This window comes from Devosia equisanguinis, assembly GCF_900631955.1.
Taxonomy (GTDB): domain Bacteria; phylum Pseudomonadota; class Alphaproteobacteria; order Rhizobiales; family Devosiaceae; genus Devosia; species Devosia equisanguinis.
On the sequence record NZ_UZWD01000018.1, the window covers coordinates 121,868 to 143,575 of the forward strand.

Annotated in this window: 20 protein-coding genes; 10 read left to right on the plus strand and 10 right to left on the minus strand. The window is 63.0% G+C overall.

Annotated features, from left to right (window positions below; all coding sequences use genetic code 11):
* Entirely contained in the window at positions 1–1,146 is a 1,146-nt protein-coding gene (locus DEVEQU_RS06070) for a glycosyltransferase family protein (protein ID WP_126149686.1), read from the plus strand.
* Positions 1,147–1,176: 30 nt separating this feature from the next.
* Here the strand turns inward: DEVEQU_RS06070 and DEVEQU_RS06075 are convergent, their stop codons facing one another.
* From DEVEQU_RS06075 to DEVEQU_RS06085, 3 genes are read right to left on the minus strand one after another with little or no spacing between them, the layout of a single operon-like run.
* Entirely contained in the window at positions 1,177–2,415 is a 1,239-nt protein-coding gene (locus DEVEQU_RS06075; RefSeq protein ID WP_126149687.1) for an O-antigen ligase family protein, read from the minus strand.
* 2 nt (positions 2,416–2,417) lie between these two features.
* The gene (locus DEVEQU_RS06080; protein ID WP_126149688.1) at positions 2,418–2,657 is read right to left on the minus strand and encodes a DUF4170 domain-containing protein; all 240 of its coding nucleotides are present in this window, start codon (positions 2,655–2,657) and stop codon (positions 2,418–2,420) included.
* A 15-nt stretch (positions 2,658–2,672) separates the two neighbouring features.
* Entirely contained in the window at positions 2,673–3,512 is an 840-nt protein-coding gene (locus DEVEQU_RS06085) for a 3'(2'),5'-bisphosphate nucleotidase CysQ (protein WP_126149689.1), read from the minus strand.
* 537 nt (positions 3,513–4,049) lie between these two features.
* On the opposite strand from DEVEQU_RS06085, the gene DEVEQU_RS06090 reads away from it, so the two are divergent.
* Positions 4,050–4,565: a DUF6101 family protein gene (locus tag DEVEQU_RS06090; RefSeq protein WP_126149690.1), complete on the plus strand. Its 516-nt coding sequence runs from the start codon at positions 4,050–4,052 to the stop codon at positions 4,563–4,565.
* A gap of 68 nt (positions 4,566–4,633) precedes the next feature.
* Here DEVEQU_RS06090 and ubiA read toward each other — a convergent pair whose 3' ends face one another.
* Positions 4,634–5,563 carry a 4-hydroxybenzoate octaprenyltransferase gene (gene ubiA, locus DEVEQU_RS06095; protein WP_126149691.1) on the minus strand — a complete coding sequence of 310 codons (930 nt, stop codon included), beginning with the start codon at positions 5,561–5,563 and terminating at the stop codon, positions 4,634–4,636.
* Between the two features lie 129 nt (positions 5,564–5,692).
* Here ubiA and DEVEQU_RS06100 point away from each other — a divergent pair, with 129 nt between their 5' ends.
* Positions 5,693–6,442, plus strand: coding sequence for a 16S rRNA (uracil(1498)-N(3))-methyltransferase (locus DEVEQU_RS06100; protein ID WP_223214115.1), 750 nt, complete (start codon positions 5,693–5,695; stop codon positions 6,440–6,442).
* 73 nt (positions 6,443–6,515) lie between these two features.
* The gene (locus tag DEVEQU_RS06105; protein WP_126149692.1) at positions 6,516–7,886 is read left to right on the plus strand and encodes a glutamate--cysteine ligase; all 1,371 of its coding nucleotides are present in this window, start codon (positions 6,516–6,518) and stop codon (positions 7,884–7,886) included.
* A 30-nt stretch (positions 7,887–7,916) separates the two neighbouring features.
* Here the strand turns inward: DEVEQU_RS06105 and DEVEQU_RS06110 are convergent, their stop codons facing one another.
* Positions 7,917–8,390 carry a hypothetical protein gene (locus DEVEQU_RS06110; protein ID WP_126149693.1) on the minus strand — a complete coding sequence of 158 codons (474 nt, stop codon included), beginning with the start codon at positions 8,388–8,390 and terminating at the stop codon, positions 7,917–7,919.
* Between the two features lie 125 nt (positions 8,391–8,515).
* Here DEVEQU_RS06110 and purD point away from each other — a divergent pair, with 125 nt between their 5' ends.
* From purD to DEVEQU_RS06125, 3 genes are all read left to right on the plus strand, one after another.
* The gene (gene purD, locus DEVEQU_RS06115; protein ID WP_126149694.1) at positions 8,516–9,790 is read left to right on the plus strand and encodes a phosphoribosylamine--glycine ligase; all 1,275 of its coding nucleotides are present in this window, start codon (positions 8,516–8,518) and stop codon (positions 9,788–9,790) included.
* A gap of 142 nt (positions 9,791–9,932) precedes the next feature.
* The gene (locus DEVEQU_RS06120; RefSeq protein ID WP_164550279.1) at positions 9,933–10,805 is read left to right on the plus strand and encodes a patatin-like phospholipase family protein; all 873 of its coding nucleotides are present in this window, start codon (positions 9,933–9,935) and stop codon (positions 10,803–10,805) included.
* A 36-nt stretch (positions 10,806–10,841) separates the two neighbouring features.
* Positions 10,842–11,201, plus strand: a complete 360-nt coding sequence (locus tag DEVEQU_RS06125; protein WP_164550280.1) for a DUF1801 domain-containing protein — start codon at positions 10,842–10,844, stop codon at positions 11,199–11,201.
* Between the two features lie 11 nt (positions 11,202–11,212).
* Here the strand turns inward: DEVEQU_RS06125 and DEVEQU_RS06130 are convergent, their stop codons facing one another.
* Positions 11,213–11,665 carry a nucleoside deaminase gene (locus tag DEVEQU_RS06130; RefSeq protein WP_126149720.1) on the minus strand — a complete coding sequence of 151 codons (453 nt, stop codon included), beginning with the start codon at positions 11,663–11,665 and terminating at the stop codon, positions 11,213–11,215.
* A gap of 129 nt (positions 11,666–11,794) precedes the next feature.
* Between DEVEQU_RS06130 and mutL the strand changes: the two genes are divergently transcribed.
* Together mutL and DEVEQU_RS06140 are read left to right on the plus strand one after the other, a co-directional pair.
* The gene (mutL, locus tag DEVEQU_RS06135; protein ID WP_126149697.1) at positions 11,795–13,609 is read left to right on the plus strand and encodes a DNA mismatch repair endonuclease MutL; all 1,815 of its coding nucleotides are present in this window, start codon (positions 11,795–11,797) and stop codon (positions 13,607–13,609) included.
* Positions 13,606–15,174: a VOC family protein gene (locus tag DEVEQU_RS06140; RefSeq protein WP_126149698.1), complete on the plus strand. Its 1,569-nt coding sequence runs from the start codon at positions 13,606–13,608 to the stop codon at positions 15,172–15,174. The genes mutL and DEVEQU_RS06140 overlap by 4 nt, the downstream gene beginning before the upstream one ends.
* A 34-nt stretch (positions 15,175–15,208) precedes the next feature.
* On the opposite strand, the gene DEVEQU_RS06145 is transcribed toward DEVEQU_RS06140, so the two are convergent.
* On the minus strand, positions 15,209–16,282 hold the full coding sequence (locus DEVEQU_RS06145; protein ID WP_126149699.1) for a citrate synthase/methylcitrate synthase: 1,074 nt from the start codon (positions 16,280–16,282) through the stop codon (positions 15,209–15,211).
* Between the two features lie 84 nt (positions 16,283–16,366).
* On the opposite strand from DEVEQU_RS06145, the gene DEVEQU_RS06150 reads away from it, so the two are divergent.
* A complete protein-coding gene (locus DEVEQU_RS06150) occupies positions 16,367–17,500 on the plus strand; it encodes a citrate synthase (RefSeq protein ID WP_126149700.1) in 1,134 nt (377 codons plus the stop codon).
* An 87-nt stretch (positions 17,501–17,587) separates the two neighbouring features.
* On the opposite strand, the gene edd is transcribed toward DEVEQU_RS06150, so the two are convergent.
* The 3 genes from edd to zwf form a co-directional block, all read right to left on the minus strand.
* Entirely contained in the window at positions 17,588–19,402 is a 1,815-nt protein-coding gene (edd, locus tag DEVEQU_RS06155) for a phosphogluconate dehydratase (protein ID WP_126149701.1), read from the minus strand.
* Between the two features lie 126 nt (positions 19,403–19,528).
* On the minus strand, positions 19,529–20,224 hold the full coding sequence (gene pgl, locus DEVEQU_RS06160; protein WP_126149702.1) for a 6-phosphogluconolactonase: 696 nt from the start codon (positions 20,222–20,224) through the stop codon (positions 19,529–19,531).
* Positions 20,221–21,705 carry a glucose-6-phosphate dehydrogenase gene (gene zwf, locus DEVEQU_RS06165; RefSeq protein ID WP_126149703.1) on the minus strand — a complete coding sequence of 495 codons (1,485 nt, stop codon included), beginning with the start codon at positions 21,703–21,705 and terminating at the stop codon, positions 20,221–20,223. Before zwf ends, pgl begins: the two co-directional genes overlap by 4 nt.
* Positions 21,706–21,708 lie beyond the last annotated feature (3 nt).

Consider the following 21,708-nt stretch of genomic DNA (forward strand, 5'->3'; position numbering starts at 1 on the left):
ATGAACGAGGCAGCGACGCGTCAGCGCTTCCTCTTCATTTCCAACGGCCATGGTGAAGACTGGATCGCCGCTGCCATCGTTGCCCGGTTGATGCCGGATATCTGCGTTGAAGCCTATCCCGTGGTGGGCAGCGGCACGGCCTATGCCGGCATCTGCCCGATTGTCGGCCCGCGCGGTCGTGTCGATTCCGGTGGAGCCCGCACGGCAAAGGGCTCGTTGCGGCGCGATGTCGCCAAAGGCGGCCTCGCCATGCTGCCGCCGGCGCTGAAATTCCTGCGCTCCGTGCGCGACAGCTACGATAAGGTCGTGGTGGTGGGCGATGTTACCGTGCCGGCCCTGGCCTGGCTCAGCGGCTACAAGAACCTCTTCTATATCGACTGCTACAAGACAGGGGCAGCCCGCCTTTATTCGTCCGCCGAACGCTTCATTCTCAAGCGCACTTGCGCCACTGCATTTTGCCGGGCCGACAATCTCGCCGCCATGCTGCGCGAAGACGGCATCGACGCCAAGGCAGCTGGCAATCTGATGATGGATACAATCCCGTTAGGCGACTATGACGCCCAAAGCCGGCGCCGGCACCCGCTGGCCATCACGCTGCTCCCGGGCAGCCGCGGGGAGACGGCGGATAACTTTGCGCGCCAAATCAAGGCATTGCGCAAGCTCGACACGGGGTCGGTGCCCGACATTTTCCTTGCTGTCGCCGGTGACCTCTCGGTCGAGGACCTGGCGGGTGCAGCCGACATGCAGCGCAGCAATCTCCTCAGCACCGAGGGCGACGATCTTGGTAGCCTGACCGATGGCGCGCTGGTGGTGCATTTGTTGCGCGGGCGGGCGATGGGCAATGCGCTGGCCGAGTCGGACATCGTGCTTTCGCAGGCTGGTACCGCGACGGTACAGGCCCTGGGCCTGGGCAAGCCCGTTATTCACATGACCAGTGCCAAGGACCGGCAATCGCGCTTTCTCGACGAACAGCGCCTGTTCGGGGAGGCGCGCATAGCCGTGCCAGGCGATCCCAACGCCGTGGCTGGTGCATTGTCCAAGCTCATTGCATCGCCCGAAGAGCGTCAGCGCCTCGGAGCTATCGGGCGCCAGAACATTGGTGGGCCGGGCGCCATGGAGCATGTGCTGGCCGCGTTGAAGAGGTAGGGCCTTCAGCGCAAGCCTTTGCGCTATATGTCAGACCGTTGGTGCTCGATCGAGAGTGATGAGATAGGCCAGGCCGGTGCCGAACAGCACGGTCTGGGGCAAGACGCCGAACATGGCGTTGGTCAGCCCGAGCACGCCATAACCCACCACCAGCACCAGCGCACCCAGCAGAAGCGCCGGTTTTTGACGCGCAGTTCGCAGTGCCGCCAACGGCGAGAACAGCATCAGGGCGAAGGCGGCCAGCCCCATGGCACCGCCGAGCGCGGCGAAGTCGGCGAGATCGCTGTGCAGGTTTTCGAGCGTCTGCAACTCGCCGAATTTCGGATAGAGGTCTCGCGCCAACGGCATCATCTGGCCAAAGCCGATGCCGAAGAGCGGTGAAGACTGGAAAGCGGCAATTCCGGTGTCGTACATGGCGGCGCGTGTCGCATCCTGCCCGCTTACGGCACCAAGCAATGTCGGAACCGCATCGCCGCCCGCGGTCCCGGCTGCGCCGATGGCCTGCAGGCCACCAGTGATGCGCGTCATCACCAGGCTATCACCCGCGGTGACCATGAAGATGGCTGCGCCGATGGCAACAATGGCAAGTCCCGCCAGCGCCACACGCTTCTGCCGCAGCGTCACGACAACGACCACGAAGGCCAGAGCCGCCAGCGCAGCCCAGGCGAGCAGCGGCCCGCGCGAGGCGGACAGCACGACACCGACCAATGCGAAAGCCGGACCGAGAAGGTAAATCCAGCGCCAGGGATCGCGATTGGACACCAGGCCGGTAAGGGCCAGGAAGCCGATAATGGTGGTGATCCCGGCATAATGGATGGGGTTATTGCCCACGCCCACGCGTTCCGTGCCGGTGTTCATTACCTCCCACAGGCCCAATAGGCCCGCCGAGACCGCGCCGAACAGGCAAAGCAATGGTACGGCGTGCGGCTTGAGCCAGGCACCATTGCGCAGCATGAGCGCAGCGAGGCCCGGTGCAAGCAGAAGCGGCGCGCAGGCCAGAAGCGGCAAGAGGTCCATCTCGCTGCGGTAGACGAATGGCAGGGTCAGAGCCAAGAGCGCAAGCGCGGCATAGACCATCAGCGCCGAGCGATGCACCAATATGTCGGAGCGAATGCGCACCGCCCAGGCAAGGCCAATGAGCCCACCCGCCATCACCACATAGTCGGCGATAAAGGGGGATGTGCCCATGAAGCCCAGGCCGGCAACCAAGGTCACGGCCGCAATGATGGCGAGCAAATCTTGGCTGGGGCGCCCTTGAGTCTGGCTCACGCTCAGGACTTACTGGTTTCCGGATCGAGCAGGCGATGCAGATGCACGATGAAGTAGCGGGTCTGGGCGCTGTCGACGGTCATCTGCGCCTTCTGCTTCCAGACTGCGTAGGCACTGGCATAATTGGGATAGACGCCGACTATGTCGACCTTTTCAAGGTCGGCAAATGTAACGCCTTCCAGGCTCGACAATTCGCCACCGATGACCAGATGCAGCAATTGTTTTTCGGTCGTGTCAGCCATGGGTCATTCTCGCGTTCAGGGATAAGGAGTTTCGGTCGCCTGTTCGGTTTCGGCCGGACAGCCATAGACCTTGATCAGCGCCGAATGGACCAGCGGTTTTAGGCTCATGTCGCCCAAAGCCGCAAGCGCCCCATGGCGCACATCTCGTCTGTTGAATTGTGGGAACCCGCTGCACACGTCGGCGAAGTCGAGACCGGATTCGCGCAATATCACCGCGGCACCGGCGATGTCCCAATCCTGGCTGCCGCGCCGCGCCACGGCGGCATCGAGCGTGCCGGTCGCGACCTGCACCAGCCTGTAGGCCAGCGACGGATAGGAGGGGCCACGAGTATAGTGGAGACCGGCGGCCTGCATTTCCTGGTGCACAGCGCCCGGCGCCGGAATCAGCGGCGCGGCGCCGGCCCGGCGGATACGCTGCAGCGGCTTGCCGTTGAGGCGAGCCCCACCACCGAGATAGGCCTCATAAAGTTCGTCGCGCACCGGGGCATAGACCACGCCCGCAACCGGGACGCCATGCTCCACCACGGCGAGCGAGACGGTCCAGCAATCCTCGCCGCGCAGGAAGGCCCGAGTGCCATCGATGGGATCGACGACAAATACACGGTCACAATCGAGGCGGCTGGGATTGTCGACAGTCTCTTCGCTCAACCAGCCATAGGTGGGGCGAGCATTGAGCAGGCTGCTGGCCAGAAAACGATCGACGACGATATCGGCTTCGCTGACAGGGGAAGCGTTGTCCTTGGTCCAGGACTTCACGTCCTTGCGGAAAAAGCCGCTGGCAATGATCCCCGCCACTACGGCGCTGGCGCGGAGCAATTCGAGATCATCATCATAAGGTGGGGCGGAAGCCGGCATGGCGGGCTTTTATGCTCCACACCCCCATCCCGCAAGAGGCGCGCACAGAAGGGTGTTTACATCTTGAGTGACGGCGCCTGACGCCGGCTCCATTCCGGCACCGTACGCTATCGCGCGCGAAGGCCAAGTTGCCCAGGCCCAATTCTGCTGACGCCGTTTACCGACACCGAAACGGCAGGCGCTTTGGTGGCTCAGTAGCGGTGATGAAGTGCATGGGCAGATGAGAGCGGCCTGGGTCTCCGGATCGCGCCATTGTGGCAAGTGAGAGAGTCATTTCACCTGCCGGTGCCGATTTCTTCCGCGTTCTCAGGCGCATGGCGAGAACGGGACCAACGCGCACACAAATCCTTAGGGTAAACACGGGGCAACTGCGTGAGGTTAATCGGTCATAACTAGGTGCAACATCCCGCTAACCCTCTCGGAAAACAAGATAAACTTAACCGAACCGATTAAGGTGGCGGGTAATCCCTCGCGCTAGATTGGCCTCACAAACGGAGCGGAATAACCAGCTCTCGAAGTTACAGGAAGGCATCTAAAATGGTTCATGGCGTTGCGATGGAAGGGTCTTCGGTGATTGTCGCCTTCGGCCGTCCCGCCCTGGCGGATCGCCGGTTCGTGGCGGCCAACGACAATGGTCCGCGCGATCCGGTCAAGACGGTCACTGTGCGCAAGCAGCTCGAACAGAGCGGTGTGGCCATCAAGATCAAGGTTCCGGTCACCGAGTTCATCGGCGTGGCCGTGGCCACCCGCATTTCCGAAGAAGGCATGCTGACCAGCTCAATCGAACTGGTCCACTCCGATGCCGAGCTCAACTACAAGGTGTTCGAGGAAGAAGGGAACCACAACGTCGTGGCCGAATGGCAGAACTGGGGCAAGAAACTGCGCCTGCCGCTGTTCATCAAGGCCGGCGATGGTGCCTACATGCCCTATAGCCAGCAGGTCGATGGCCTGATGGTGTCCGATCCGGCTCCCCGCCGCCGGCTCGCGGCAGAAGCCGCCCGCCGCCCCCGCTTTCTCAACCGTCGCAAGCCGGGCCAGACCGACGTGAACTGACCGCCCGCCAAACTCCAAAGTCCGACGAAAAGGGTCAACCAGTGGTGCGGTTGACCCTTTCGGCGTTTTTACCAGACCCAATCGGCCATCAGCGCCAGGGTCAGCACCACGCCGACATAGTGATTGCTGTCGAAGCGCAGCTTGGCGTTGCCCGGCTCGGTGGCATCGAGGGTCAGAAGTTGCCAGGCCAGCACACCGGCGGCCACGAGTGAAAATACCGCGAAAATCCAGCTGCCGCCGACCATCAATGACGCGATGTTCCACAGGACGAACGCCCCGGCGTAAAAGCCGGCGACCACCGGACGCACATTGTCGCCGAACAGGCGCGCGGTGGATTTGACCCCCACCAATGCGTCGTCCTCCACATCCTGCAGCGCATAGATGGTGTCATAGCCAATGACCCAGAGAATGGCGCCGGCATAAAGCAGCACCGGAGGCCAGCCGAGCCCGCCGGTCTGGCTGGTCCAGCCCAGGATGGCGCCATAGGAAAAGGCCAGGCCCAGGAAAAGCTGCGGCCACCAGGTCACCCGCTTCATGAACGGATAGATGGCGATCAGCACCAGGGAGGCGACGCCGGCCCAAACGGTGAAGCGATTGAACTGGAACAGGATCACCGAACCGAGAAGCGCCTGGGCCACGAGAAAGTAAGTGGCTTCAAGTGCCGTCACCTGCCCGGAAGGAATCGGTCGCGAGCGGGTGCGCGCCACCTTGGCGTCGATGTCGCGATCGACGATGTCGTTAAAGGTGCAGCCGGCGCCACGCATCAACAGCGCGCCCACGACCATCAAAATGGCCGCCCACCAGCCAAAGCCATATTCGGGATAAGCCACCGCCGCCAGCCCAATGCCCCAGGCGCAGGGCCAGAACAACAGGCCCACCGGGATCGGTCGGTCCCAGCGCGCCAATCGCCCATAGGGCTTCAACCATTCGGGCGCGTAACGATCCAGCCAGTTGTTCTGTTTGGCATCGGCGACGCGGGCGGATTGGGTATCGGACATGGTGCCACGACCTCGTGGTTCGACAAGCTCGCCATGAGGTCTACTCTAAAGTCAAAAGACAAAGTAGACCTCATCCAAACCAGCCCTAGGGTCAGGTCGTGGCAGAGGGCCACACGTCGAGGAATTGCCATGCCCCGTTCTCATTCTGCGCTGCCGCGCCTGTTCGTCGATACCGACCTTGCTGCCGGCGCCGCCCTGACGCTGGGCAAGGAACAGTCGCTTTACCTGGCCGCGGTCCTGCGCAAGGGCGTCGGCGACAGCGTGGTGCTGTTCAACGGCCGCGACGGCGCCTGGCTTTGCCGGCTCACCGGCGATTCTAAGAAATCGGTCGTTCTGGAAGTCGACGAGCAGATCGCGCCGCAGACTCGGCCCTCTGATCTCTGGTACGGGTTTTCGCCGCTCAAGACCGAGCGGCTGGATTATGTGATCCAGAAGGCGGTGGAGATGGGCGCGGGGATTATCCAGCCTGTGACCACCCAGTTTACCCAGGTGCATCGACTCAAACCCGAAAAGCTCGCCGCCAATGCCATGGAAGCGGCGGAGCAATGTGAAGTGCTGAGCGTGCCGGAGATCGCGCCGGAAATCGGTCTCGATGCGCTGTTGAGCCAATGGCCGCAAATGCATGGCGACCGAGTGCTGGTATTTGCCGACGAGGGTGAAGCGTCGTCGTCGCCCCTGGGCGCCCTGCAAAACCTGGTTGGCCGCAGGATAGGCCTGTTGATCGGCCCCGAAGGCGGATTTTCTGACAGCGAACGCGAACGGCTACGCAGACTGCCGTTTGTTTTGCCGATCAGCCTCGGACCGCGTATCCTGCGCGCCGATACTGCCGCCGTGGCGGCAATGGCGATTATTCAGGCGACCATCGGCGATTGGCGATAAAACGCGATTGCTTTCCGGCTTGCGCTCGTTATGTTCGCCGCCCATCTATCTGCTTGCATAGCATGAGGTCCACATGGCCGGCGCCGACACATCCTCGCCTCTCATCGAATCGCGCGCCGACCTGATCGAGGCGATGGAGCGCGGCTGCAAGCCGGCCGAGCGGTGGCGCATCGGCACCGAGCACGAAAAGCACGTCTTCCACACCGATCCGCTGCGCCCGGTGACCTATGAAGGTCCCCAAGGGGTGCGCGCCCTGCTTGATGGCGTGGCGCGAGAGACCGGCTGGGAACCCTTCTATGATGGGGAGAACCCGATCGGGCTGCGTAATGATGCCAGCGCCGGCGGCATTTCCCTTGAACCAGGCGGTCAGTTCGAGCTGTCCGGTGCCCCCATGGCCGATCTGCATGGCACGGCCGACGAAATGGCCGAGCATATGCGCGTGTCCAAGGCCGTTGCGGCGCCACTCGACATTCATTTCCTCGGTCTGGGCGTCACCCCGCTATGGGCCGTGTCCGATATCCCGGCCATGCCAAAGTCGCGCTACGGCATCATGACCAAATATATGGGCGAAGTGGGCACCCTCGGCACATCGATGATGTACCGTTCGGCAACGGTGCAGACCAATCTCGACTTTTCCAGCGAAGCCGACATGGTCAAGAAGCTGCGCGTGTCGCTGGCACTACAGCCGGTGGCCACGGCGCTTTTTGCGAATTCGCCGTTCTCGGAAGGCCGCGACACCGGCTATCTGAGTTTCCGCAGCCATATCTGGCTCAACACCGACGATGCGCGCACCGGCATGCTGCCCTTCGCCTTCGAAGATGGCTTCGGCTTCGAGCACTATGCCGACCATGCGCTCGATGTGCCGATGTATTTCGTCATCCGCGACAAGAAATATATCAATGTTGCTGGCGAGAGCTTCCGTGCCTTCCTCAAGGGTGAGTTGCCGCAGCTGCCGGGCGAAAAGCCGACAATCAAGGATTGGGAGGATCACCTCTCCACCCTGTTCCCGGAAGTGCGGCTCAAGCAGTTCCTGGAAATGCGCGGGGCCGATATGGGCAATAGCGGCCATGTGGTAGCGCTTTCAGCTTTCTGGACGGGCCTGCTTTATGACGAGGTCTCTCTGGAATCGGCCTGGGAACTGGTGAAGGGCTGGAGCGAGGAAGATCGCGACTATCTGCGCCGAGAAGTGCCGCGGCTTGGCCTGTCGACACCCTTCGATCGTTCGAGCCTCTTCGACATCGCCGCGCAGGCGGTGGGGATCGCCGAGGCGGGCCTCGTCCGCCGCAACCGGCTCAATACGGCCGGCCAGGACGAGACCATCCATCTCGCTCCGCTCGAGGAGACTATCCGCACAGGCAAGTCTCCCGCCGAACGCTGGCTGGAAAAGTTCCGCGGCGAGTGGAACGGCTCGGTTCTGCCGCTGTTCACGGAAGCGGAGATCTAGAGCGTTTCACGGTCTCCGGCCCATAACCAGCTACTGCTGGTTGAAGGGATCGAACTGCAGCAGCCAGGAGTAGAGCCAACTCTCGCCGCTGCCCACCGAGGCAACATCGTTTATTTTCCACTCGCCCTCATAGCGCATGGAAATGGTGAGGATCGTCGGCTCACCCTTGGACTCGAAGCTCACCAGCGCCACCGCACTATCGCCCTGCACTACCGGCTCGCTCACAGCGAGGCCGTCGACATGCCCTTCCGCTCCGTTCAGGAAGGGATTGAAGGCGACGATTTCCGGCGCTTGCGGATCGATCCGCGCACCTTTCGCATCGACCACATTGGCGGAAAGATTATAGGCGACGAGATCCTGAAGGTGAGCGGAGTAGTGTTGTTCGAGATTGATCTCCTGGCCGTTCTGCAGCGGCTGGTAGATGGAATCGAGCAGAGCGCGCGGGGAATCCGCCGGGGCGCCCCCGAACAGCATCGGCACAAGGCCGAACAGGGTCCAGTCCATCTCTAGGCTTCTCCAAGTGACTTTCACCCGTGGGTCGCCAAGAAAGAAGCCAAAAGTGAGGCGTTTCAGCTTGCCCTTCGCAATCGCCTCGTGCATCACGCGCAAATCGGCGATGGAGGCATGACATGCGGGTAATGGTGATCGGTTCGGGTGGTCGGGAACACGCGCTGGCCTGGAAGATCGCGCAATCACCGCTTGTTACCGCGCTGTTCGTTGCCCCCGGAAATGGCGGAACAGAGGCCATCGCCACCAATGTCGCCGTCGACATAACCGACCACGCAGCCGTCATCGCCGCCGCCCGTGCGCATGAAATCGACTTCGTCGTCGTTGGTCCCGATGCCCAGGTGGTGGCCGGATTGGGCGACGATGTGCGTGCTGCCGGGTTCACCTGCTTCTGTCCCTCCAAGGCCGCCGGCCAGCTGGAAGGCTCGAAGAGCTTCACCAAGGCGCTCTGCGACCAATTCGGCATTCCCACCGCCGCCTATGGCCGGTTTGAAGATGAAGCCTCGGCACTGGCCTATCTCTACGTCCAGGGCGCCCCCATCGTCATCAAGGCCGATGGCCTGGCTGCCGGCAAGGGCGTGACCGTGGCCATGAGCGTTGAAGAGGCCGAGGAAGCGATCATCGACTGTTTCTCGGGCGCCTTCGGCGCTTCAGGCGCGGCCGTGGTGATCGAGGAATTCATGGAGGGCGAGGAGGTCAGTCTCTTCGTGCTCACCGATGGCACGGCGGTGCTGCCGCTCACCACAGCACAGGACCACAAGCGCGCCTTCGACGGAGATACCGGTCCCAATACCGGTGGAATGGGCGCCTATTCGCCCGCCCCGGTGATGAGCGAAGAGGTGTATCGGCGCAGCATGGATGAAATCGTGCTACCGACCGTTCGCGGCATGGCCCAGCGCGGCACGCCCTATGCCGGCGTGCTCTATGCCGGCCTGATGCTCACCGAGGATGGTCCCAAGCTCGTTGAATACAATGCGCGCTTCGGCGATCCGGAAACGCAGGTGATGATGATGCGCATGCAAAGCGATATCGTGCCACTCTTGCATGCCGTCGCCACCGGCACGCTTGCAGGCCATTCGGTCGAGTGGAAGGACGCCTATGCGCTGACCGTCATCCTCGCCACCAGGGGCTATCCCGGCAACTATGGCAAGGGCAGCGAAATCGGTGGCGTCGATGGTCTCGATAGCGACACGCTGACCATATTCCACGCCGGAACGAAGCGCGATGGGGAACGTTTACTGGCCAATGGTGGGCGCGTCCTCAATGTGACGGCGCTCGGGGCATCGGTCAAAGAGGCACAAGAACGTGCTTACCACGGCGTGGACAAGATTGACTGGCCAGAAGGCTTTGCCCGCAGGGACATCGGCTGGCGCGAAATCGCCCGCGAGCAAGACTGAACCTTTTCTCAATCTTGCTGCGCTACTCTCCCCTAGACCCGTCTTTTCTGCGGCCCCGCCGCAACGCCCCCTGACGCCACTGCAGCGTCGGGGCAAGGCGCTGGCGGACAGGCTGCGCATGGGGAGTGCGGAGCGTGCGAGCATGACGACGATAAGTGGACCCCGCATTGGCGTGGCTTTGGGTGGCGGCTCGGCTCGCGGGCTGACGCATATTCCCTATATCGAGGCGATGGACGAGCTTGGTCTCAAACCTTCGGTCATTTCGGGCACCTCGATCGGCGCCTTGATCGGCGCCGGTTGGGCCGCAGGTATGACGGGCAAGGAATTGCGCGAACACTCCTTCGAGGTCTTGGGTACGCTGCGCATCATCGCGGCCAAACTCTGGGCCACGCAAATCCGCGGCATTGGCGGCCTGCTCAAGAACGGCATCTCCATGCAGCTGGACGCGGCCAGTATCGTCGACGCCTTCACACCGCCAAATTTTCCGCTCGAATTTCGACAGCTGCAAATTCCGCTCTATGTGGTGGCGACCGATTTTCAGTCCTGGCATCAGGTGGTGTTCAATTCCGGCCTGTTGCGGCCGGCGATTGCCGGGTCCATCGCAATACCGAGCTTTTTCCGTCCGGTCGTTCACAACAACCACATTCTCGTCGATGGTGGGGTGGTCAATCCGTTGCCGCTGGACCAAGCCGATATCGATACCGATTTTCTCATCGGCATAGACGTGGCGGGCGACCCCTCTGCAGGTCTCAACAAGACCGATCACAAGGCACTCGACATCTGGTTCGGCTCGGCCCAGATCATGATGCATTCTCTGACTGCCCATATGATGGCCGCCTATCCGCCCGATATCTATATCCGGCCCCATGTCGCCAATTTCGGTGCCATGGAGTTCTGGAAGGTGCGCGAGATCATCACTCATGCCGAAGCGGAAAAGGACCGCTTCAAACGCATTTTGGCGCACAAGATCGAAGACTATATCCAGGGCCGGCTGGAGCCCGTGACCGAGCTTTAGATTGCCGCAACGGCGACGCGCCGCTATATGCGAACCATGACCAATCTCCCGCCTCTCTCCGCCGAAGGTGAAACGCTTCTCGATACCATCGGGGAGAAGAAACCCACCAATCACGCCATCATGCTGGCGCTGCGCGCCGTGGTGTTTGCCTATGCGCCCAATGCCAGCGAGACGGTGAAATATGGCGGGCTGCATTACACCCATGGCCGGCCGTTCTGCGGGATTTTCAGCCACTCCGCTCATGTGACGCTGGAATTCAGTCGCGGCGCCGAATTCCATGACGGCATTCTGCTCGGCAACGGCACTTATCGCCGGCACCTGCGCTTTACCGATCCAGCCGCGATCAATGTCGAGCAGGTGGGCGCCTATGTGGCCAAGGCCTGCGAGCTGGCATAGGGTCGCAGCGGCTAGCTTCGCAGCTTTCTGAAGAACTCTACCAGCATGACCTCGGCTCGCGCGGCAGACAGCCCGCCGATGACCTCCGGCCGATGGTGGCAGGATGGTTGTTCGAACAGCCGCACACCATTTTCGACCGCGCCTGCCTTGATATCTTCGGCGGCAAAATAGACCCGCCTGAGGCGCGCATGGGCGATTGCGCCGGCGCACATGGCACAGGGTTCGAGCGTCACATAGAGATCGCAGCCATCCAGCCGGCCCGTGCCGCGCGCCTTGAGCGCCGCCCGGATGGCGAGCATTTCGGCATGTGCCGTCGGGTCGCCCAGCGCCTGCATGCGATTGCGCTCCGCAGCCAGGATGCGCGAGCCTTCCACCACCACAGCTCCCACCGGCGCCTCGCCGAGCGCCGCCGCTTCCTCGGCGAGGCGCAAGGCAAGTTCCATCGGGGCGAAGGGCTCGGTCATGGCGCCGATGTAGCGCGAGTGAGGGATAGAGGGCAATCGCGCTCATCTTCCGCCAATCGGGAACAAGGGCAGGAAGCGGGTCGGAATAGGCCGGCGCCTTGCCTATATTGAGGCCAAGGAGAATCGCCCTTGCCCATCCGCCAGCTGCCTGAAGACCTCATCAATCGCATTGCCGCCGGCGAAGTCGTCGAGCGGCCGGCCAGCGTGGTCAAGGAATTGGTGGAGAATTCCATCGATGCCGGCGCCCGCCGCATTGTCATCGCCACCGCAAATGGCGGCATGGACCTGATCCGCATTACCGATGACGGCCATGGCATGGCGCGGGACGATCTGTTGCTCTCGGTCGAGCGGCACGCCACCTCCAAGCTCGCTTCGGACGATCTCGACGATATCCGTTCTTTGGGATTTCGCGGCGAGGCCCTGGCATCGATCGGCTCGGTGGCCCGCCTGTCCGTGGCCTCGCGCCCGCTCGATGCTGAAAGCGGCCTGATCATCGTGGTCGATAATGGCCGGCGCACGGGACCGATGCCGCAGGCGATGAACCGCGGCACGGTGATCGAGGTCAAGGACCTATTTGCGCAGGTGCCGGCTCGGCGGAAGTTTCTCAAATCGGCGCGGGCGGAAACCGGAGCCATCACCGATGTGGTCAAGCGCCTAGCCATGGCCAATCCCGAAATCCACTTCATTCTGGAAGGCACGGACAGGACCATGTCGAACTGGCCCGCCGTCAGTGGCGAGGGCGCGCTGGCTGCCCGGCTGGGCCAGGTGATGGGGGCCGATTTCGTTGATAACGCCGTGCCCCTGGCCAATGCGCGCCACGGCGTCGTGGTTGCCGGCATGGCGGGACTGCCGACCTATACGCGGGCCAATTCGCTCAGCCAGTTCTACTTCGTCAATGGCCGCTCGGTGCGCGACAAGGTGCTGGTGGGCGCGGTGCGGGCCGCCTTTGCCGATTACACCTTCCGCGATCGGTTTCCGGTGGTGGCGCTTTACATCGCCATCGACCCGGCTGAGGTCGATGTCAATGTGCACCCGGCCAAGGCGGAGCTGCGGTTCCGCGACCAGGGGGCGGTGCGTAGCGCGGTGATCCGGGCCATTGGCATGGCGCTGGCTGCCGCCGGCTTCAAAGCATCGACCAGCGTGGCCGAGGATATTCTGGGCGCCTTCAATGCTCCGGAAATGGACGAACCCGCAGCACCAGCGCCTTTGCCGCCGCCGTCAGCGTCCTATCAGACACCGAGCTATGGCTGGTCTCGCGACCGGGCGCCGCTCAATTTCGACCGCAGTCCTAGCCAGTTGGCGGGCTTAACCGCCCCCAGCGCGCGTGTCGAGGAAATTGCAGCCCCGGCAGTCGTCGAGGACTTCCCGTTGGGTACGGCACGGGCGCAGATGTTCGACAACTACATCATTGCTCAAAACGGATCGGGCCTCTTGCTGGTCGACCAACACGCGGCTCATGAACGACTGGTCTATGAGCGTTTCAAGGCGCAGCTTGCATCCGGCCCCGTCGCCAGCCAGGCGCAACTCATCCCGGTCGTGGTGGAATTGCCCGAGGAAGACTGCGCAAGGCTCGAAGAGGCCGCGGAAGAGCTGGAAAAATTCGGGCTCTATCTCGACCGCTTCGGCCCACGCGCCGTCGCCGTGCGCGAAACCCCTGCCCTGTTGGGCCAGAGCGACATAGCTGGTCTGGTGCGCGACCTGGCGGATGGCCTCGCCGAATGGGACAGTACCGCCGCGCTGAGCGATCGCATGGAAGCGATTATCGGTCGCATGGCCTGCCACGGCTCGGTCCGTTCGGGCCGACGCTTGCGTGTCGACGAGATGAATGCGCTGCTCCGCGACATGGAAGCCACCCCCCATTCCGGACAATGCATCCATGGCCGGCCCACCTATGTCGAACTCAAAAAGGCCGATATCGAGCGCCTGTTCGGGAGAAGCAGATGACATCAGGCATTCACCACGTCACGCTGATTACCAAAGACGTGCAGCCCAATGTCGATTTCTATGTCGGCTTTCTCGGACTGCGCCTGGTCAAGCGCACCGGCGGCTATGAGGACGCAACGCAGTTGCACCTGTTTTACGGCGATTACGCCGCCAATCCGGGTTCGCTCCTCACCTTCCTTGTGTGGCAAGGCGGCTCGAAAGGGCAGGTCGGCGCCGGGCAGGTCAGCGAAGTGGCGCTGGCAATAGAGCCGGGGTCCATCGGCTTCTGGATCGAACGCGTGCTGCGTCTGGGGGTCAAGAGCGAAGGTACCGCGCAGGAATTCGGCGAGACCGTGCTCAAGCTGCGCGATCCCGATGGTGTGCTCATTAAGCTGGTCAGTGCCGATCTGCCGGCGCTCGACATGCCGCAGAATGACATTCCTGCCGAGCATGCCATCCGTCGCATTCGCGGGGTGACGCTGCTTTCGGAAGTCCAGGAGGAAACTACCGCTTTCCTCACCCGCTATTTCGGATTTCGCGCTGCCGCCACCGAGGGGTCCATTCAACGTCTGGTTTCCGATGTCGGCGACGTGCTCGATATTCGAGACGCAGCCGGGTTCTTCCCGGGCGCGCCTGGCGCTGGCGCGGTGGACCATGTGGCGGTGCGCGCCCATGATGCGGCTGAGGTCGAAGCGGTCGAGGCCGAACTGCGCAAGCGCAATTCCAGCCTCACCAACCTGCACGACCGCAACTATTTTACTTCGCTCTATGTGCGTGAGCCCGGCAATGTGCTGATCGAAATGGCCAGCGATGGGCCCGGCTTTTTGCAGGACGAGACGCTCGAGAGTTTGGGCAGTGCACTCTTTGTGCCGCCAGATACTGCCGATCCCGATGGGGTCAAGCTGATGCTGCCGCAATTCGGCCTGCCGGGCGAAGAGCGCGTGGTCTATCGCGACCTGATCTACACTCACCGCTTCCACGTGCCCCCCGAACCCGACGGCACGACAATTGCGCTGCTGCATGGCAGCGGCGGCAGCGAGATGGATTTGATGCCGCTGGCCCATCGTGCATCGCCTCACGCCACGCTGCTCGGCATTCGTGGCCGCAGCACCGAAGACGGCGTACAGCGCTGGTTCCGCAGTTTTGGCCCCACAATCTTCGACCAGGACGATATCCGCTTCGAATCCGGCGCGCTGGAGGCCTTTTTCGGCGAGATAGAGATCGCTTATGGCGTCAGCAGGGGTGGTCTGGTGGCGCTGGGCTATTCCAACGGCGCCAACCTGCTCGGTGCAGCCCTGTTGCTGCGCTCGGGCCTAGTGCAACGCGCGGTGCTACTACGGCCTATCATGACACTGGGCGACGTGCCCGCGTCTGATCTCTCCGATACGAAGGTTCTCATCGTGCTCGGGCAGTTCGATGCCTTCAGGACGCAGGGCGAGGCGCTGGCGCAGGCGCTCGCAGCGGCCGGCGCCGATGTGGAGGTGGTCACCGTGCTGGGCGGTCATGATCTGACCGATGCGGATACGGAAGCGGTGCGGCGATGGCTGCGCGATTCGGAAGCAGCCGGCCGCAACGCTCAAGAGTGAATCCGAGAGCGGCGGCCGGGTGTCGGAATGGCTTTCAGGCCGCCTTCGGGCCGATATAGCGCGATTGCGGCCGGATCAACCGGCCGGTGGCGATCTGCTCATGGGCGTGGGCGACCCAGCCGCCAACCCGCCCGGCCGCGAAGACACCGGTAAATGCCTCACGCGGAAAGCCCAGAGCCTCGAGCAGCAGGGCGGTGAAGAATTCCACATTGGTCTCAAGGACCCTGCCCGGCTTTGCGGCATGCAATTGCTTCAGCGCTTCTGTTTCCACCGCTTCGGCCAGGGCCAGGCGTGTGATGTCCATTCCTCCGCCCGCGCCAAGGCGGGCCAGGGCCGATTTCAACGCATCAGCACGTGGATCGCGCACCCGATAAATGCGGTGGCCAAACCCCATAAGCCGCTCGCCGCGCGCCAATTCTCCGGCAATCCAGTCTGCGGCGTGCTCTGGCCTAACCACTGCATCGAGCATGTCGAGCACCGGCCCAGGCGCGCCGCCATGCAGCGGGCCCTTCAATGCGCCCAACGCCGCCAGCACGGCGGAGCCATAGCCGGCCCGCGTCGAGGCAACCACCCGGGCGGCAAAGGTCGAGGCATTGAGACCATGGTCGGAGACGGTGACCAGATAGGTGTCCAGCGCAGCCGCCGCTTCGACATAGGGCACCTGGCCATGCAACATGGTCAACATGTCGGTGGCGTGGCCGGCATTCACATCGGGTGCGAGAGCCCCGAGACCGGCCTTGCGTCGCACCACGGCCGGCACAAAGACGGCCGGGGCTGCAATCAGCAAAAGTGCTGTTTCCGCATCCTCGCCATCCGGAAGCCGCGCCATCAGCGCCCGCAGCGCTTCTGTGATGCTGAGCGAAAGCAGAGCAGGATCGAGGTGAGCAACTTCTTCAAATGCCCGTAGGCGGGCTGTGGCCAGCGCCACGCGCACCCCTGCAGCATCGAGGTCGACGGTCTCCGCCAGCAGCAATGACAGAACCCCTTCATAGCTGGTTTTGCCCGCGAGAGCGTCGAGGCTTTGTCCGCAGATTACCAGGCGTCCATTGGCGCCATCGACCTCGGACAGGACGGTTTCGGCGGCAATGACATCATCGAGGCCAGACATGTTGCAACTCCGTGTTGTTTAGCCCTAGATTGGATTTATCAAGATTGACGTCAATCTTGATGAAAACGATCAATGTAGGATGCGATGAGCTGGATCAGTGCTGAACAGGCCTTGGCTCTTTTGGGCACAAAGCCGCAAACGCTCTACGCCAATGTCAGCCGCGGCCGCATTGCGGCACGTCCCGACCCCAGTGATCCCAGGCGCAGTCTCTATCGACGCGACGATGTCGAGCGGCTGGCAAGCCGGCACAAGGGGCGCCCACCCGCAAAAGCGGTCGCTGCCGAGGCGATTGCCTGGGGCGAGCCTGTACTGACCACGGCAATTTCAACGGTGCGCAACGGACGGCTGCTCTATCGCGGGCAGGACGCGGCACGTCTTGCGGAAACGGCCACCCTCGGGGGCGTGGCGCGGCTGTTATGGAATGCAAGCGCAGAGGTGGACTTTGCCGGTCGGGCACGCGCGCTGCAGCCGGGCATGGCTGCAGCCTATCGGGCCGTGGCCGAACTGGCTGCCACCGATCTGCCGGCGAATGGCCGCAGCCTTACGCTGCTTCTACGCGACGCAGCACGCACAGTGTCTTTCCTTGCCGGCGCGCTCGCGGCACCGGGCACGGACCCTGTGCATGAACGGCTGGCGCGGCAATGGGGGCGACCCGACGCAGCAGATCCGATTCGCCGGGCGCTCGTGCTGCTGGCCGAGCACGAACTCAACGCATCCACCTTCGCTGCGCGCGTCACCGCCTCCACCGGAGCGCCGCTCTCGGCGGCCGTGCTCGCGGGCCTCGCCGCACTATCGGGCCCTCTGCACGGGACTGCGAGCCAGAGCATGGCCGGACTGGTCGAGGAAGCGCGCCGCCTGGGGCCAGAGGCGGCGGTCAATGCCCATTTGCGACGCGGACAGCCGCTGCCCTGTTTCGGCCATCGCCTCTATCTGGACGGTGACGTGCGCGCACCCGCCCTAATGGCGTCTTTCGTCATGCCACCCCATCTTGCTGCCTTGGCAGAGGCTGGCGAGCGACTGAGCGGCGAAAAGCCGAATATCGATTTTGCACTGACCGGCCTCACCGCCGCATTCGGCCTGCCCGACGATGCTCCACTGACAATCTTTGCCCTCGCCCGCAGTGTCGGCTGGCTGGCCCATGCCTTGGAGCAGGTGGAAACCGGTGCACTGATCCGGCCGCGGGCGCATTATGTGGGTGTTGAACCCCCAGTGGAGTGACAGCGGCGGACCACCCCATTCGTGTGCGTTGAACGCGAGCCCCCTCCCCCACTAGGGGAGAAGGGAAGAGGTGCAATGGCGCGTTCTTTAGCCGAAGACGCTGGCGCCCTTGTCGGCGACGCCAACGAGGCTGCGGAAACCGGCGAAGAGTTCGCGGCCCATGCCGAAATGCTGGCTGCGCAGGTCTTCTGTCGCCGGCGTGCGGGAGAAGAATTCCTTCTCGTCGCCAAGGAAGGTCAGCGTGCCTTCATTGGCGTCGAGACGGATCATGTCGCCGTCGCGGATCTTGCTGATCGGGCCGCCGTCTACCGCCTCGGGTGTCATGTGGATGGCTGCGGGCACCTTGCCGGAAGCGCCGGACATGCGGCCATCGGTGACCAGCGCAACCTTGAAGCCACGCCCCTGCAACACGCTGAGCGGCGGAGTGAGATTGTGCAATTCGGGCATTCCGAGCGCCTTGGGGCCGGAGAAGCGCACCACGGCGATCATGTCGCTATTGAACTCACCCGCCTTGAAGGCAGCCTGCAAGCCGGCCTGGCTGTGGAAGACGCGAGCAGGCGCTTCGATGACGCGATGCTCGTCCTTGACGGCAGAGACCTTGATGACGGAGCGACCAAGATTGCCGCTGAGCAGCTTGAGGCCACCCGTTGCTGCGAAGGGCTCCTTGGCGCTGGTCAGGACCTTGGGCAGCGCGCTCTGCTCCGGCGAGGGCTCAAAGGTGAGCTGATCTTCGACCAGCTTTGCTTCGACGGTGTAATTGGACAGGCCCGAACCCCAGACAGTCCTGACATCTTCGTGCAGGTGGCCGCTTTCGAGCAGTTCCTTGATCAGATAACCCATGCCACCTGCCGCGTGGAAATGGTTCACATCGGCAACGCCATTGGGATAGACGCGCGCGAGCAGAGGTGTCGCGTCCGACAGATCGCTCATATCGTCCCAGGTGATCTGGATACCGGCGGCGGCGGCCATGGCAATCAGATGCATGGTGTGGTTGGTCGAACCGCCGGTGGCATGCAGGCCAACCAGCCCGTTGACGAAAGCCTTTTCGTCCATGATGTGGCCGATGGGCGTGTAATTGTTGCCTTCCTTGGACAGCGACAGCGCACGCTTGGCGGCTTCGCGGGTCAGAGCATCGCGCAGCGGCGTACCGGGATTGACGAAGCTGGCGCCCGGCAGGTGCAGGCCCATGATCTCCATGAGCATCTGATTGGAATTGGCGGTGCCGTAGAAGGTACAGGTGCCGGGCGAATGGTAGGATTTGCTCTCGGCTTCGAGCAGTTCGGCGCGACCGACCTTGCCCTCGGCATAGAGCTGGCGAACCTTGGACTTTTCGTCATTGGGAATGCCCGAGGGCATGGGGCCGGCGGGCACGAAGACGGCAGGCAGATGGCCGAAGGCCAAAGCGCCGATGACCAGGCCGGGCACGATCTTGTCGCAGATGCCGAGATAGACGGCAGCATCGAACATGTTGTGGCTGAGTGAGACAGCGGTGGCCATGGCGATCAGGTCGCGGGAGAACAGGCTCAGGTCCATGCCCGGCTGGCCCTGAGTGACACCGTCGCACATGGCGGGCACGCCACCGGCCACCTGGGCCGTCGCACCGATTTCGCGGGCGGCTTCCTTGATGATATCGGGATAGAATTGGTAGGGCTGATGGGCACTCAGCATGTCGTTATACGAGGTGACGATGCCCAGGTTCAGCGTCTTGTTGCCGGCCAGGGCCGCCTTTTCACTGGGGGAGCATGCCGCGAAAGCGTGGGCGAGATTGCCGCAGGAGAGGGCCGCGCGATGAACGCCCTGATCCCTGGCCGCATCGAGGCGGTTGAGATAGTCGCTGCGGGTATCGCGGCTACGCGCGGCAATACGGTCGGTCACGTCCTGGATGGCCTGACGGACTTTCATGGTTCTCGGCTCCATAGTTGGCAAGGACGCGCCAAAGGGGGGCCGCTGGCGCGGGTATTCCTTGCATCAAACAACTGATGAACCGTCAGCGGCCAGGGCGGTCGATTGGGGACCGCCCCAGGGGCCTCAGGGGCACCAGTAAACAGTAAGCGGCGCTCCCGAGCGGAGCACGGCGCGGACCGGCATCTCGGCGACGGGACCGTCGGCCAGTGCCTTGTCCAGCACCGCGGCCTTTTCGTCGCCTTCGATGTGCAGATAGAGCGCATCGGTTTCGAGCAGGCGCGGCAGGGTAAAGGTGATGCGGGGTTCGCCAGCTCCCGGCGCTTCGAGCGCCAAGGTGGGGCCCTCTGCGGTCAGCGCCTGATCCAGCGTGTCGCCACCGGGGAAGAAGCTCGCCGTATGTCCATCATTGCCCATGCCCAGGATCACGGCGGCGAAGGGCTTGGGCAGCTCTACCATCAGAGCATTGGTCTTGGCGACGGCAGCCTCGTCCGGCACCTCGCCGCCCGAATACAGCGGGAAGAAGCGCGCAATGGCCGCCGGACCCTGCAGCATCTTTTCGTTGACCAGCAGTGCATTGGAACGATCGCTGGTCTCGGGCACCCAGCGTTCGTCCACCAGGGTCACCGTGACCTTGGACCAGTCGATATCCCTGGTCTTGCCCAGGGCCTGAAAGAACTTGCCGGGAGTGGAACCACCGCTGACGGCAATCGAAGCCTCACCGCGCGTCGCGATAGCAGAACGGATGCGGTCGGCTACGGATTCGGCCAGTTCCTTGGCGAGGGTTGGCTTGTCGGCAAAGCTGCGGCGATCGAGGGTCATGAATTGGTGCCTTCGTACCAGGTGCGGCCGTCGCGTTCGATGAGGGCAATGGCGCCGCTGGGGCCCCAGGTGCCGGCGGTGTAGCTCTGCGGCGGTTCGCTGGCGCGATCCCAGGCTTCGCGGATCGGATCGACCCAGGACCAGGCGGCCTCGAGTTCGTCGCGGCGCATGAACAGCGTCTGGCTGCCGCGGATCACGTCCATCAGCAAGCGCTCATAGGCCTCAGGAGTGCGCTCGGCGAAAGTCTCGGCAAAGCTGAGGTTGAGTGGCACTTCGCGCAGGCGCATGCCACCCGGCCCCGGATCCTTGATCATCATCATGAGCTTGACGCCCTCATCGGGCTGCAGGCGGATGATCAGCTTGTTGGGCTTTGGCGCGCCTTCGGCATGATCGAAGATCGAATGCGGGATGGGCTTGAACTGTATGCAGATTTCCGAGACGCGCTCGGCCATGCGCTTGCCGGTGCGCAGGTAGAACGGCACGCCGGCCCAGCGCCAGTTGTCGATCTCGGCCTTCATGGCCACGAAGGTTTCGGTGCGGCTGCCCTTCTTGTCCTCAGGCAACTCGTCCTGGTAGCTCGCAACCGCCGCGGTTTCCGACTTCACGCCGCGATACTGGCCGCGGACCGTCATCCTGGACACGTCGCCATTGGTGATGGGACGGAGAGCGCGGAGCACTTTGAGCTTTTCGTCGCGCAGCGCATTGGCGTCGTCTGATGCCGGCGGCTCCATGGCCACGAGGCACAGCAGCTGCAGCATGTGGTTCTGGATCATGTCGCGCAGCGCGCCGCTCTCGTCGTAATAGCCGCGCGTGCCGGCGCCGACGCTTTCGGCCACAGTCAGCTGCACGTGGTCGATATGGGCGGAGTTCCAGACCGGCTCGAACAGCGTATTGGCAAAGCGCAGGGCGAGCAGGTTCTGAACCGTCTCTTTGCCCAGATAGTGGTCGATGCGATAGACCTGATCTTCCTTGAAGATCTTGGCGACGCCATCATTGATTTCCTGGCTGGAGGCCAGATCATGGCCCAGCGGCTTTTCGATCACGACGCGGGCGTCGCGGCGATAGAGCTTCTTTTTGGAGAGATATTCGGCAATCGGCTCGAACAGGTCGGGCGCCACGGCGAGGTAGAAGGCGCGCACGACCTTGGGATCATCACGTAGAGCCTTGCCGAGATCGCCCGATTCCTCAGGCTTGCTGGCATCGACTGGCACATAGGTGCAGATGCCGACAAACCTGTCGATGGTCGCCGGATCGCGATATTCGGCTTCAACGAACTGCTCGAGCGCATCGCGCACCAACTTCTGGAACTCGGCCTCGCTCAGCTTGGAGCGAGACGCACCGATGATGCGGCTCTTCTCGTCGAACTGGCCGTCCATGAAGCGATGATAAAGCGCCGGCACGAGCTTGCGCTTGGTCAGATCGCCGGTAGCCCCAAACACGACGTAATCAAAGGGCTGAACGGGAATGATACGGCTGGACAAAGC